Raw genomic sequence first — 15,641 nt, forward strand, 5'->3', positions numbered from 1 at the left:
TCTTTGGGACTAGGGTAAGGCGATCTTTTGTCATGTGTTGTTGCTATAACACTATGGGAACAAACGAAACCTGCGATTCGAGCGAATATTGCTCGCTATTGCAATGATAATGCCACACCGTTTTCATGGGATTGAAACCTGAGTGCCAGACAATGTGCACAGGGGAGGACGGTCATTTGCTGCAACAACAATCATTCGGGGTTATGGATAACTATAACAAGGATCTCACGCCAGACCAGGCTAGTGCTTTTCTGGAGGTGGTTGATGCATCATTGCGGATCAAGAAGAAGGCACAGTTTTTTTCTTGGTTGCAGGGACATTTTCAGTTTTTGCTACCGCACGAAGTATTACTCTGCGGTTTTGCCATTGGTGCGGGGCGCGTATTTTCGCTGGAGACATTCAGCAGCACGCGCTATGTGACGGATGCGCATGTGACCATCGCGATGGATGAAGAGTCAGGCGTGCTGATGAAGGCAATTCAGTCTTGGCAGCATACTGCGCAGCCGGTGTTGGTAGATCCTTATCTGAAGGATGGTCATTTCGGCAGTTTTACCGTGCCTAAAATCGATGCTGGCAATCTGCAGGAAAGTGAGTTGCGTAATCTGGCTGCCTACGGCTTGTCTTCCGCTGATGGCAGTATTTCCTCTTTCTTCTGTTTTTCACGCGTGGCTGGTGAGCTTAGTGCCAATCATGCCTACATGTTGGAGTTGCTGGTGCCTTATTTGCACTCTGTACTCATGCGTGTGAGTGAAGGGATGGCCAATATCAATGAGGTGTTGGGCGATGGTGCGACAGCAGGCTTAATCACCGCTCGCGAAAAAGAAATCCTGCAATGGGTGCATACCGGCAAGAGCAATTGGGAAATTGCCACCATCCTCGAAATTAGCCCATTGACGGTAAAAAACCACATGCAAAACATCCTGCGCAAGCTGGATGTACAAAACCGCAGTCATGCGGCAGCCAAGGCCTCGCGTCTCGGCCTGATTCGCCATTAAGCCTGAGTTTTCCTTGCCTTAGACAAGCGGCGTACCTGCCTGCTTGTCTCTCTATGAGTCTTGCCAACTCAACACCCGCTCAACCTAGTCCTAAAGAACTAGAACGAGACCATACCTACTTCATATTCCATTTCTAAGATGCTCCCAGTCGCGAATTTTGAGAAGGCGCAGTTGGGTACGTTCGGTAGTGTGCAGCGTGACGAATGTAGCGGCTCAAAGATGTTTCGTAAGTGTTCTGCTTTTAAATTTTTTCGGGAGTAATAACCATGAATTTCAAGATGAAGGCTTTGGTAGCTGCCGCTGTTGCAGTGATGGGTGTTTCTGGTGTTGCAAGTGCTGCAATGGTGGATGGTAAGACTGGCAGTAGTAGCTTGGTGCTGACCATTATTGATGCTAGTAACAATGTTTCTGCTGCTTTTGATCTGGGCTTTGACTACGCTGGCTTCTCTGTAGGTGGTGCTTCCTCTGCTTCCAGCTTCAGCTGGAACCTGGCCTCCGGGGATTATGCTGATGCATGGAATGCGATCACTAGCTCCGGCAGCAGTCTTTCCTGGGCGATTGGTGCAACTGACTATGTAGGTAGCATCAGTGAAGCTGGCTCCATGGGTTTCATCACGACTTTCCGTGAAGGCCAAACTCTGCCAGACAGCCTGCGCATGGCTCAATTCGGCGCTCCTCAAGCTCAATTTGACCGTTACATTAACGCCAACAACGCTCTGGGTAACCACGGTTCCGTTGAAAACGGTGCCAGCATTGGTGGTGGTGCCTTAAATTCCTACGGTGGTCAGTTCTACGTTGGTAACAAGTTCTACGGCATTGGCCCTCTGGTAACTGGCGCTATCGGTGACGAACTGGGTGTCGTTCAGTACTACAGCGCAGTTGGTTCCCTGGGTAAGCTGACATTCGCTGAATACGATGCTTCATTCAAGCTGGATGCCAATGGTGTTCTAACTTATGCCGTTGCTGCTGTACCTGAGCCAGAAACTTATGCCTTGTTGTTGGCAGGTCTTGGCTTGGTAGGTGCTGCTGCACGTCGTCGCAAGGCTGCTTAATAGCAGTCGGTTCCCATCCCACAAGGGTGGGAACCATTCCTTGGAAATATCCAATAAAGATTGATCACTGGGAGTTTCAAATGCAAGTAAAACAAATGATTCTGGCTGTTGCGGCCACCCTAGCTGCTGGTTCCGTACTGGCTGCCCCTGTAACCCCTGCGCAGATCGGTGCTGCTCGTACAGCTGGTACCCTGCAAGAGACATGGATCTCTGGCGCTTCTGCTCCTACTTTCAACATCTTCCGTGGTTTTGAACTGGGTTGCGATGCAAACTCCGTATCCCTGTTCTCCAACTCCAGCTCCGACACCAGCGTTCGCCCTGGTTCCCTGGGTAACTACGCTGCTTACGCCTGTACACGTGGCGGCCGCGTTTCCGTGGTTTACCACACGGTATTCGACGGTTCCCTGAATGCCTACGCTCCACACATCAATGGCACTCAACTGCAACGTCTGCGTCGCCTGGAAAACGCTAACTGCGCAATTGCAACCAGCGCTTTCCCTGGTCACGTTAACTACAAGAGCTGCACACTGGTAAACCCAGCTGCTACTCCTGACGGTGCTGTTGCCAAGCCAGCTGGTGGTTTCTCCGACGTTGAAGCTTCCCTGTTCGGTTTTGACGTTTCTACAGCTGGTACTGAAGTTGAAGCCAACGTAGGTCAAACCTTCGGTGTGGCCGTGACTATTCCTCTGTACCGTGCCCTGCAGGTTGCACAAGGCATCTACGCTTCTACAGCTGCTGCCAACGCTGCTGACGCTGCTTTCAGCCCGGCCAATGCCCCTAACATCTCTTCCTCTCAGTACACATCCATCGTGGCTCAGTTCTCTGGTTACCAGTCCGACTGGTCCCCACTGGTTGGTGATGCAGGTGCAGGCAAGGCTGTTTACCTGGAGCGTCGTGTTGCCAGCTCCGGTACACAAGCTAGCTCCAATGCTTACTTCCTGAAGAACCCATGCTCCACAGCAGGTCTGGAGCCAGCTGCAGCGGCTGATAGCGGCGGTAGCTTCTTCGTCACTGAGCACAGCGGTTCCGGTAACGTGAAGACTGCTTTGACAACTCGTGGTACCAACAACCAGTTCGCTATCGGTGTTCTGTCCATGGAAAACAACTGGCGCACTGAGTCTGCTGCTAACGCTGGTTACCGTTACCTGAAGCTGGATGGCGTTCACCCAGAAGCCGGTACAGTTGACGTTAACGCCAACGGTACTGCTGATGGCCTGGAATTCGCTCGCGAATCCGCCATCAACGGCAACTACGGTTTCCACATCGAAATGCGTTCTTTCGTGGCTAACACTGCCGATACCTTCGGTCGCAACCTGATCCCAGCGATCACTTCCGCACTGGGTAACCCTAATAACTGCGCTGACGTACCACGTGGTCTGACACTGAACCCACTGGGCGGCTCCAGCTGCAGCACAGGTAGCTCTAGCGAGCTGGCTGTTGTTGCCAAGGGTACACGCTTCGGTAACAACTGCGCTGCACAGCAACTGTTCAACTAATACAGCAATAACAAGGGTGAATACCCTGTGATGCACTCGCACTTTCCTGCGTAAGCAGGAAAGTGCTTTTTACTCTCATTCGTCATGGACATGTCATAAGTCATTTCTATGATATGCCCCACTACGGTTGGGGTAATGAAACACCAAGAACCCTCACCGAGAGTGGCCAGTAAAACATGGGGAAATCATCAATGATGCTCCGCTTGTTTTATTTGCCATTTTTTTATGTGCATTTTGAGTTCATGAAAGTATCAAGCGTGCGTGTAACCTCTTTACTGATTTTCACCTGGATGGTGGTGACTGGCCTGTCACCTGTGCTGGCGGCTGAACCACAGGTAGGCACCGTCGCTGACGATGCCACACCGGAGACAGTCGCTCCTGGAACAGCCACGCCTGCCGATGCAGCGACGGAGCTTGGTGCAGAAGCCGGGCCTGGCGAAACCTTCGACATCATGGAATTCCAGGTAAAGGGTAATACCGTCTTGCCAGCTGCAAGCATCGAGCAGGCGATCTATCCCTTCCTTGGCGAGGGCAAGACCGTGGATGATGTAGAAGGTGCACGCGCTGCACTGGAAAAGGCCTTCCATGATCTGGGTTACCCCACGGTATTCGTCAACACGCCCGAACAGGAAATCCTCAACAAGACCGTGCGCCTGGAAGTGCTGGAAGGACGTATCGAGAAACTACGTGTGGTGGGTGCCAAGTACTACTCGCTGGGCGTCATCAAGTCTCGCGCACCCGAGTTGGCCGAGGGCAAGGTGCCTTACTTCCCCAATGTGCAACGCCAGCTGGCCAGCCTGAATGGACAGCAGGACAGGCAGGTGGCCCCGGTCATGCGCGCGGGTAAGACGCCAGGCATGGTGGAGATCGACCTCAAGGTGGAGGACAAGCTGCCACTGCATGCCAACCTCGAAGTGAATAACCGCTACATGGCCAATACCACCAAGTCGCGACTGGTGGGATCGGTGCGCTATGACAATCTGTGGCAGCTCGATCACAGCCTGTCGCTGAGTTTTCAGGTCACGCCGGAAAGTACGGACGAAACCCGCGTGCTGTCCGCCAATTACTTGATCCCCACGCAGGAAGGCGATTATTGGGCCATGTATGGCGTGATTTCCCGCAGTGATGTGAATGTGGTCAGCGGTGTGGGCGGTGTCAATGTGGTGGGTAACGGCAATATCTTCGGTGTGCGTTATATCCATCCTCTGCCTGCTCCCTTGCTTTCCGGCTACTTCCACAACCTGAGCGTGGGCGTCGATTACAAGGATTTCGACGAGGTGATCGGCCTCAATGGCAACAACGTCGACAGCATGCCGATCAGCTATATGCCATTCAGCATGGCCTATGACAGCACGCTGCAAACTACCAAGACCACTACGCAGATGAACCTGGGGCTGACCTTTGCCATTCGCGGCGTGATGTCGGATGAAGAGGATTTCTTCAACAAGAAGAATCGCCTGCATACCGAAAGCAGCTTTGCCTACCTGCGCGGCGAGCTAAAGCATACCTACCGCCTGCCCAAGGATTGGCAATTGTTCGGCAAGCTGGCAGGCCAGGCTGCCACCGGGCAGCTGATCTCGAATGAACAGTTCTTCCTCGGTGGTGCCGATTCTGTCCGTGGCTACTACGAAGCCACCGCAGTGGGCGACAAGGGCCTGTATGGCGTGGCCGAAGTACGTACTCCCTCACTGGCACCGTGGCTGGGCATGAGCACGGGTGAACTGTATGCCTCGCTGTTCTACAGCGCGGGTTATACCTCGGTGTATTACCCCGGCCCGAGTGAGCGCGAGCGACTGGACCTCGCCTCGGTGGGCATGGGGCTGCAATTGAAGAAATGGCGCGGTGTATATGCCAACCTCGACCTGGCCTGGGCACTGAAGGAAACCAAGGGCAAGGAAGGCTCGGCTGGCTTTATCGACAAGGGCGATTCGCTGGTGCATTTCCGCCTGGGTTATGACTGGTAGTTGAAGGGGTATCAAAATGAATCAAGGTCTGTTCCGTCTCGTTTTCAGCAAGCATCTGGGCATGTTCGTGCCTGCACCGGAAGTGGCGACTGCGCAAACCGCAGGTAGCGCCTCAAGCGCACGCAGCCGGCGCCGGGCACTGCTGGCCATGATCATGGCGATGCTGGTCTCTGGCGAGGTGGTGGCCGAGATCATTCCGCTGCCATCTTCTGGCCTGGTGCCTGGCGGCGGTAACTGGGTTGGCGCCGAGATTGTCGGGGCAACCCCGGTACTGACCACCATCCAGCAAAGCGCGCCGCAGGCGATTGCCAACTGGCTCAAGTTCAACCTGGCGGCAGGCCATACGCTGGACATCAACCAGCAGGCTGGCTGGAGCATGCTGCACCGCATTCATGACAATGATCCCAGCATCATTGCCGGTACGATTACCGGCAAGGGTAACAATTACTTCCTGAACAATAACGGCATCATTTTTGCCGGCACGGCCCAGGTCAACCTGGGCTCGATCTGGGCGATGACATCCAGCAGCATGACCGATACCCTGTTCACGCAGGGTTTCATCAATAACCTGGCAGGCGAGACCTTCAGCAATACTGGTGGTTTCATCAAGGTGGAAGCCGGTGCTAAGCTCACGGCTGCCACAGGTGGCAAGGTAGTGCTGCTGGCCAAGGATGTGGAAAACCACGGCATTATCGTCACGCCGGAAGGCCAGACCATTCTCGCGGCCGGCGAGAAGGTCTACCTGAAATCACAGGACAACACGGCGAACATGCTGGTGGAAGTGGATGGCGGTGGTACTGCCACCAACCTCGGCGAGATCCTGGCAGAGCGCGGCAATGTCACCCTGATCGGCCTGGCAGTGAACCAGATGGGCACCATCAAGGCCACTACCTCGGTGCGGGCCAATGGCTCCATCCACCTGCTGGCGCGTGATTCCGTGCGCACCAGCCAGGTATCCATCCCTGCGAATGAGGGCGGTGGTACTCGCGCCGTGTTCCAGGCCGAGCGTTTTGGTACCGTCAATATCGGTGCCAACAGCGTGACCGAAGTGGAGGTGGAAACCGGCAACCCCGAAAAAATCAGCAATAAGGTGACCTTGCCCGCCTCCAATATCACGGTGCAGGGCCGTAGCATAGACGTGCAGGGCAAACTACTCGCCAAGGGCGGCGTGGTGAACATCAACGCACTGGCTGATGCCAACCCGGTGGGTGGTGGCCTGCCTATCCGCGTGCTGCTGGGTGATACCGCGCGTATTGATGTTTCCGGCGTGGATACTACAGGCACCATGGACCAGAATCAGTTGGTGATCCGCTTCTATTCCGAGGAGTCCAAGGATACCCCACTGCTCAAGGGATCGCCGTTGCTGGGCCAGACCCTGTATGTAGACGCGCGCAAGGGTACCGACCTGTTTGATATTACCCCTTACCTTGAAGGCCAGACCCAGACCATCGCCCAGCGCATGAGTGCTGGTGGTACGGTCAACATCACCTCGGCGGGTGATGTCATCACCAAGAGTGGCTCGGTGATTGATGTCTCCGGTGGCGTGATCGACTATGCCGCAGGCGTGATCCGCGAGAGCAACCTGGTCTACAACAACAAGATCGTGGCGATCTCCAAGGCAGACCGCAACACACCGTATAACTCCATCGCTGATGTACTCACCATTACCGACCCGAAAACCGGGATGAGCGAGAGCTTTGACCTCGGCATGGGCGGCAAGTACCAGCAGGCTTATCGCCAGGGCAAGGATGCTGGCACGGTCAACATCACCAGCAGTGGCGGCGCGCCCGTGCTGGAAGGCAGCATGGTGGCGAATACGCGCCATGACATTACCCAGCGCAGCCAGTTGCCTGACGGTGGCAAGTTCAACCTGACCGTAGGTACCCAGACACTGCGTGTGGCAGATCGTGCCAATACCCTGGATGCCAGCTTCCAGCTCGGCAGCAACAATACCGCCACCGAGGCGGTGGTTGATACCAAGATGCTGGACAATGGTTTCAACCATGTGCAGCTCACCAGCATGGGGGATGTGATTGTCGACAAGGTCATCTCCACCGCGGCCAACGGTTCTGTGGGCCTCAAGGGTGACAACGTCAGCATCAACAGGAACATCACCACACCGGGTGGTGACATCACCGCAACCACGCAGACAGCCAACGGTAATGTGCACGTGGCCGATAACGTGACGCTGAGCACTGCCGGTACCTGGGCCAATGACACGCGTGGCATGCAGGGTGCACAGCAGATGCCGGTGGCCCTCGATGGCGGTAATATCTCGCTGGAAGGCAACCACCTGACTTTTGGCCAGAATACGAAACTGGATACCAGTGCAGGTGCATGGCTCAACAGCAAGGGTGAACTGGCAACCGGGGACGGCGGCAATATTACCCTGCATAGTGGCAGCGAGATTGTATTGCCGACGCAGATGCAGGCTTATGGTTTCACCAAGGGTGGCCAACTTGCGATCAGTACCCTGAAGAATGTCCATATCGGTGGGCAGGATAGCGGTAGCGGCTTCTGGCTGGGCGCCGACTTCTTCGAGCAGGGTGGCTTCTCGCACTATGCGATTACCTCGACTGGCAGCAACAGCGAGTTCGTGGTGGGTGATACCTCGGGCAAGGCCAGTGTGATTCATCCCAAGATGCAGACACTGCAAATTACGCCGGGTTATGCCGCACAGGCTTCTACCAATAACCTGACGGGTACTGTCGCGGCCCCGGTCATGAAGGCCGAGGGTCTGCGCGCCCCGGCTACCCTGGCATTCGCGGCCTACAACAATGAATTCAGCTTCGGCACCCTGACGGTGCTGGAGAACACCACGATACGCACCGACATTCCTGATGCGGCTGGCAATGTGGGCAAGGTGACGCTGACCGCAGGCAAGGGCCTGCACATGCTGGGCAGCATCATCACCCCGGCAGGTAATGTGGAGTTAAACCTCAACGGCAATCCGGGTGCAGTTGGTTACGACAACACCCAGGCCATCTGGCTGGGTGAGCGCTCGGTGATTGATGTTTCCGGCTATTACCTGCGCCCGCCAGTACAAACCAATAACCTGCTGATGGCGCGTGTCTATGATGCGGGCAGCGTTACCTTCAATGCCAACCTCGGTTTCGTAGTGACCAAGGAGGGCAGCAAGATCAATGTCTCAGGTGTTTCCGGCCAGGTTGATCTGGGTGCGAATGCACAGGGTCGCTATATCAGCTCCACGCTATACGGCGCGGCAGGTGACATCATCGTCAGAGCGCGTGAAGGTGCGCTGCTGGATGGTGACTTCATTGCCGATGTACAGGGCACGGGCCAGCGTGGCTCGTTCAGCCTCAGTCTTGAATCCAACGCTACTCCCATCGCGATCAACCCTGCACCACCTACTGGCGAACGTGTACTGACGGTGACCAGCCAGAAGCAGGTGCAGGCGGGCAGCCTCAATGCAGGTGACAGCCTGGCTGCGTTCGAGGGCAAGGCACAGATTTCCACTGAGCAGCTCGACAAGGCGCAGTTTGACCATGTCAGCCTGGCCAGTAAGAGCGAGGGTCGCGACCCCAGCTCCTCCCAGCATGACCGTATTCAGTTCGAAGATGGTGTCAGGCTCAAGGCTGGTGAGACGTTATCTCTGGAAACCCCGCGCCTCAGCGTGATGAACGATGGTACGGTTGACCTACAGGCCTCGCACATTATGATGAGTTCGCCCAGCATCAGTAACGACATCGTGGCTGGCAATGGCCTGCTGCGCGCGACAGCAGACTGGATAGACCTCAGCGGTCACCTCAATTTCTCCGGTATCAACCGTGCCGAGCTGACCAGCCGCCTGGATATCCGTATGCGTGGCCATATTGATGATAACAAGGGCTCACTGGTCACCCCTGGTTCGCTGGTGATGACCGGCAGGCAGCTGTATCCCGTCACCAACAGTGAATATACGATCAAGGCCGATGGTGCAGGCAGCACCGTCACGGTGAAATCTAGTGGCGAGAAGTACAAGCCGGTGTTCAGTGCAGGCGGCAAGCTCACCATCCAGGCCGAGGATATTGAGCAGGATGGCGTGGTGCTGGCCCCACTGGGTGAGCTGGCGCTGGAAGCCACTGATACCCTGACCCTGGGTGCAGGCAGCCTGACGTCCACCTCGGCAGCAGGCTTGCTGATCCCCTATGGCGTGACACGCGATGGCGGTTCGCTGTGGGACTTGCCGGGTGGCGCCACCATAGGCGGCAAGCCCATGGAGAAGCGCATTACCCTGAGTGCACCGAATGTAGATATGTCGGCCTCGAATGCCGTGGTGGATATTTCCGGCAGCGGCGATACCTTCGCCTATGAATTCATCGATGGCCTGGGTGGCTCAAAGGATATCCTGATTGATAAGCCGAACACCTATGCCATCCTGCCGTCATTGCAGGGCGACTACGCCCCGTATGACTACAATTACTACAACTATGTGGAGCGCGGTGGAGCAGCCCCGGCTGTTGGTTCCAGCATCTATATCTCTGGCGGCAATGGTATTGCCGCTGGCTACTACACCCTGATGCCAGCACGTTATGCCCTGCTGGAAGGGGCATACATGGTGGAACTGCAATCCGGCAAGGGCCTGTTACCCGGTGTATCGACCACCACGTTTGATGGATCCATCCTCAGCAGCGGCTTTTTCAGCAACGTCAACCAGAGCAGCCGCGCCACCAACTGGAGCACCTTCCGCCTGACCAGTGGTGCGGTATTCCGCGACCCGGAAAACTCCGGCATCAAGGTACCCGCTGAATACCTGTTGTCGAGCGGCAATGAATTCTTTACCAATGAAGCCAAGAAGAATGGCACCGCAGTACCGCGCCTGGCAGTGGATGCCGGGCAACTGGTGCTTGCGGCCAGTGAGCGCCTGAGCCTGGGCAGCACGGTGAAGACCGATGTAGGCCTGAATGGACGCGGCGCACTGGTGGATATTGTCTCCAGCCGTATCAATGTGGTCTCCAGCGTGGGGCCGGATAACGGTGCCCTGCAGGTGACTGCTGATGCACTGAACAAACTCAATGCCGAAAGCCTGCTGCTCGGTGGCCGACGCAACCAGGGCCAGGAAGGCCTGGAGATCACCACCGTGGCGAGCGAGGTGAATTTTGCCAACACGGGTGCAGAGCACGAACTCAAGGTGGAAGAGCTGCTGGCAACCGCCACCGACAAGGTCAGTGTTGCCAGTGATGTACGCATCAGCACCAAGTCATCGGGGCAGGTGACTGATAGCGTGGTGCGCGTGAGTGGCGATGGTGCCCTGCTGGGTATCTCGGGCAAGCATAACCTGGTGTATGACCGCGTAGCGACTTCCGGTTCTACGCTGGGCGGTACGCTGGACATTGCCGCCGGTAGCCAGATCACAGCGCATGAATCGCTGGTACTGGATGCCACAGGCACTGCCGATGTGGAAGGCAATCTGGGCTTCTTTGCACATGAAGTGAATGGTCAGCCGGTACCGCATGGTAGCCTGACACTGGGTGCCAACAATATCCTAGTAGGGGATGCTGATCCCGCCCTTGATGGTTTGCGCGTGGATGATAGCCTACTGTCCAGCTTCGGAAATCTCAGGCGCGTGACGCTCAACAGCCGCCAGAACCTCAACTTCTATGGTGATGTCAGCCTGGGTAACGCAAACTTGGATATCACCATCAATGCCGCCGGCATCAGCGGCCATGCAGTGGCAGGCAACGCCGATGTTACCCTGACCACCGGCCAGCTGACCCTGAGAAACTCCACGGGTGCGGTTTATACGCCAGCCAGCGATGTCGCGGGTAGCAAGCTCAACATCAATGCAGAGAGCATTGCCATCGAGGGCAAGGGTGCAGCCTCGCCAGCCGGGGCCGGCAATTTCAATATCGGTGGCTTCGAGCAGGTGGCGATGAATAGCGAGGGCGATACCGTGTTTTCCGGTAACGGTGCACTGGCGATCTCGGCACAACAGGTCAGCCTGTCCAGCCAGCGTGTAACAGCGGCAACCGGTACGAACTATGCCGTCAATGCCAGCCAGGGCAGCCTCAGCCTTGCGGGTAACGGCAGCCAGCCTACCCAGGCCAGCAACGGCATAGGTGCCAAGCTGGACCTCACGGCGCGAGAGATGGAACTGGGCGGCAATATCGAGCTGCTGGCAGGCCAGCTGAAGGCCAAGGCCACGCAGGGTAACCTGGATGTAGTGGCAGGTGCCAATATCAATGCCGGTTCCAAGGCCGTGGCCTTTGACAAGTACACTGCGCATACACCGAGCGGGCTGGTGGCACTGCAATCCGACCAGGGCAATATCCGTGTCATGGATGGTGCGGTCGTGAATGTGAGCGGCGGTAGCGGCGGTAATGCCGGTACGATCTCCATGACCGCCAGGAACGGCAGCGTGGAAGTGGCAGCCAACAGCCTCAAGGGCCAGGCTGCCGAGGGCAATACGGGCGGCAGCTTCCTGCTGGATAGCAAGAGCATTACCGATTTCTCCACCCTAAATGCAGCACTGAATGCGGGTGGCTTTGATGCTACCCGCAGCCTGCGCCTGCGCGATGGTGATTTCAACATTGCCGCAGCCGATGTGGTGAAAGCGCAGAACATCATCCTCAGCGCCGACAATGGCAGCTTCAACCTGCACGGCACACTGGATGCCAGCGGTCAGCAGGGTGGCAAGGTCAAGGTGTTTGCGCACAATGACCTTAACCTGAAGGCTGGCAGCAAGGTGCTGGCGAAGGCTGAAGCCAGCGATGGCAAGGGCGGCGATGTGCTGCTCTCATCCGATACCGGCACCATCAATGCTGAAGTCTTCTCCGGCGGCCAGCGCCTGGCGGATGCCGCCGTGATTGATGTCAGCGGCAATACCAAGGGTGAAGTCACCATGCGCGCCGAGCGTGTAGGTGCATCCGGCCTCAAAGTGGCGACCGATGCTCCTGCGGCCATTACCGGTGCCAGCAAGGTGGTGCTGGAGTCGCTCAAGGTTATCAATAGTGGCAGCACGATCAATGCCGCCACGCTGGCTACAGTGGGTGCGGACACCACTGCATTCTACAGTGGGGCAGCCACTACCGCAGATACCTACCAGGCGACCAGCGATGGGCTGGCGGTGATTGTCGCGCCGCATACCGAGATCCGGACCACTGGTACCACGACGATAGGCAGTGACCTGAACCTGGCTACATTGTCGCAAGGGCGCGATGGCAGCCTGACCATACGCAGCACTGGTAATCTTAACGTGAATGGCACGATCAGCGATGGCTTCAATGGTGTGGCAACAACTAGCACAGTGGGAACCGGGCAATCCTGGAGTATCAACCTGGTGGCGGGTGCCGACATGAATGCTGTCAATCACATGACGACGCTGACTGACAGCAGTATTGGCAACATCAATCTGGCCAGCGGCAAAATGATACGTAATGGGACTGGTGATATTCAGATTGCTGCATCAGGCAACCTGACCTTGGCCAATGCTACCTCGGTGATTTATACCGCTGGTCAGCAAGCACCCACACTTACCGGATTCACTTTCACTCCTCCGAGAGCGGGCGAAGAGTATACTGCAAGCAATGCCTATCTCACCAATGGTGGTGATATCTCCATCAACACCGGTGGCGATATTACCGGTGCCTTGCTAGATGCCATGGGCAAGCAACAGATGGTCAATAACTGGCTATTCCGTCAGGGCGGCGGCATCAACAACCTGCAATCCAGCTGGTGGCTGCGCCCTGACCAGTTCAGGCAGGGTGTGGCGGCACTGGGTGGTGGTAATGTCAACGTCAATGCGGGTGGCAATATCACTAACCTCTCGGTCTCCGTCCCCACGACTGGCCGCTACGTGGACGCTACGCATTACCGCATTGATGGCGGTGGTGACATCAATGTCCGTGCCGCAGGCAATATCAATAATGGTATGTACTACGCAGGCCGTGGTGACATCACGCTGGAAGCTGGTGGAGATATTGCCAATACCGGCAACACCTTTGGTACGGTGATTGCTTTGCAGGATGCAACGGCGACGGTAGCAGCAGCTGGCAATGTCTTCATCGAGTCTGTGTTCAATCCCACGCTGTTTGTCCAGGCCAACCTGAACGCGCCTGGCACCCAGGTAGGTTCTGATACTGGCCTCAATGCCTTCTTCAATACGTACTCTGATCGTGCTGCACTGGACATTACTGCATTGACCGGTAATGTCAGCTTTGGCAACTTCTTCGTGGGAACCGCGATCACCAGTCGTATTGCAACGACTGCAACCGGCACGGCCTTGAATTCCACCAATATGGCATCCGCCCGTGCCAGTCTAGGCTTGTTGCCGGGAACATTGGGTGTGACAGCCTACAATGGTGGAATCTCTGCGTTCACTGATTCGGGCCTCATCCTCATGCCATCGTCCCTGGGTAATCTCAGCTTGCTGGCGGCCAACGACATTCAATCCAAGTTCATCATCATGTCGGATGCAGATCCTGCCAAGTTGCCTGGGGTGCTTTCACCTGTTAGGGCGCTCAATGATGCTACCAACAGTTTTGGCAAGCTGACCGATTATGTACAACTCAATCACGCGACAATCCCGTTGCATACCAACAACCGTGAGGAAGTGGTCATCGTGGCCAGGGATGGCACTATCGGCAAGCAAGATGTGGCGACCCACATCAGCCTGCCCAAGGCTGCCTCCATTATTGCTGGCTTGGATATCCTCAACCTTAGCGCTGGCGAGATCATGACGAATACTGGTACCACCCTGACTTTCCAGGGGCAGCTACAGAACCTGTCAGCTGGCGACCTGACCATCGTCAAGGCAGGGCGCGACATATTGCAAACCTCACAGGTGAAATCCAGCTACAACCTGGCTGGCCCGGGTAACTTCCTGTTCCAGGCTGGGCGTCATTTCAATCTGGGTGCCAGCGGTGGTCTTAATAGTGTGGCTAACACCATCAATAGCTATCTGCCTGACACTGGTGCTTCTATTACCGTATTGGCTGGCGTGGGCAGCGGGCCGAAACTGGCAGACTATATCAATGCCTACATTAACCCGAATGGTGATGGCCCTGCGGTACTGGCAGGTAATGCTGAAGGCATGGCAGCCTATCGTGAAGCGACATTGAAGGCCGTGGCCAAGTATGTACGCGATCTGGGTGACAACACCCCTGGCATGACCGAAGAACAGGCCATGACGAAATACCTGGCGCTGGATCACGACAAGCAGGCCATCTTTGCCTACCGCCATTACTCCTCCGAGTTGCTGGCATCCGGTGAGGCCGATGCGGCACTGAAGGCATCTGGCGAAAGCCTGGCTGGCGTGGTGCGCCACAAGCGTGGCGATGATGCAGTCGCTATGCTGTTCCCGCGGGATATTGAATACCAGGGTGACCTCACGCTGTTCGACAGCAAGATCAACACCCTGCGCGATGGCAGCATCGACATCTTGGTGCCGGGTGGCATGGTCAACGTGGGTATCCCGGGCCGTGCGGTGCGTGCGGGCAACGGTATCGTCACCGAGAATGGTGGCGAGATACGCGCCTTCGCCGAGACCAATTTCCAGGTCAACCAGTCGCGCGTGGTTACCCAGTTTGCCAACGATATGACGATATGGGTCAACAACGGCAATATCGATGCAGGTAAGGGTTCGCGTAGTGCGGTGGCGGTGCCGGAACAGGAAATCTTCACCGATGCATGGGGCAACATGACGCGCCGCATGAAGGGGGCTTCTGCCGGTAGCGGTATCCAGGTGCAATCGTATGACCCGGATGGCCCAAGCGGCCCGCTGGAAGCGCCTAGCCTGGAGAATGTCACCACTGCGCTGATTACACCGCGCGGTACGCTGGATGCCGGTGAAGCGGGTATTGCCGGTGGTCGTATCCTGGCGGTGGCTGATCGCGTGCTGAATGCCGGCAATATCGTCGGTACCACGACTGTAGGTGTACCGTTGGCTTCGATGGGAACGCTGGCAGGCTCGTTGACAGGTACTTCTAATGTGGCCTCTGCTACAACCGCCTCCTTGGGAGATATGGTGAATCTGCCGCAAAACCAGGACTTCTCGCCAAAGAATATATTGCCATCCTTTGTGTCGGTTGAAGTGCTCGGCCTTGGCAATATCGTGAAGTAGTTAAGCGATGGAGCAAGTCAAAAGGACTAGGTTTTCCTAGTCCTTTTTACATTCTTGTGACACAGCAATTTAAC

5 protein-coding genes are annotated in these 15,641 nt (G+C 56.2%); all 5 read left to right on the forward strand.

Annotation, left to right across the window (positions count from 1 at the left end; all coding sequences use genetic code 11):
* The first annotated feature begins 203 nt into the window (after positions 1-203).
* The 5 genes from epsA (at position 204) to LG202_RS12380 (ending at position 15,567) form a co-directional block, all read left to right on the forward strand.
* Positions 204-995, forward strand: a complete 792-nt coding sequence (gene epsA / locus LG202_RS12360) for an XrtB/PEP-CTERM-associated transcriptional regulator EpsA (protein WP_459724922.1) — start codon at positions 204-206, stop codon at positions 993-995.
* 266 nt (positions 996-1,261) lie between these two features.
* Positions 1,262-2,047, forward strand: a complete 786-nt coding sequence (locus LG202_RS12365; RefSeq protein ID WP_230348675.1) for a PEPxxWA-CTERM sorting domain-containing protein — start codon at positions 1,262-1,264, stop codon at positions 2,045-2,047.
* An 80-nt stretch (positions 2,048-2,127) separates the two neighbouring features.
* Positions 2,128-3,543: a hypothetical protein gene (locus tag LG202_RS12370; protein WP_230348676.1), complete on the forward strand. Its 1,416-nt coding sequence runs from the start codon at positions 2,128-2,130 to the stop codon at positions 3,541-3,543.
* 242 nt (positions 3,544-3,785) lie between these two features.
* A complete protein-coding gene (locus LG202_RS12375) occupies positions 3,786-5,507 on the forward strand; it encodes a ShlB/FhaC/HecB family hemolysin secretion/activation protein (protein WP_230348677.1) in 1,722 nt (573 codons plus the stop codon).
* Positions 5,508-5,523: 16 nt separating this feature from the next.
* Entirely contained in the window at positions 5,524-15,567 is a 10,044-nt protein-coding gene (locus tag LG202_RS12380; RefSeq protein ID WP_230348678.1) for a filamentous haemagglutinin family protein, read from the forward strand.
* The last annotated feature ends 74 nt before the right edge of the window (positions 15,568-15,641 follow it).

This window comes from Methylobacillus methanolivorans (assembly GCF_054588515.1).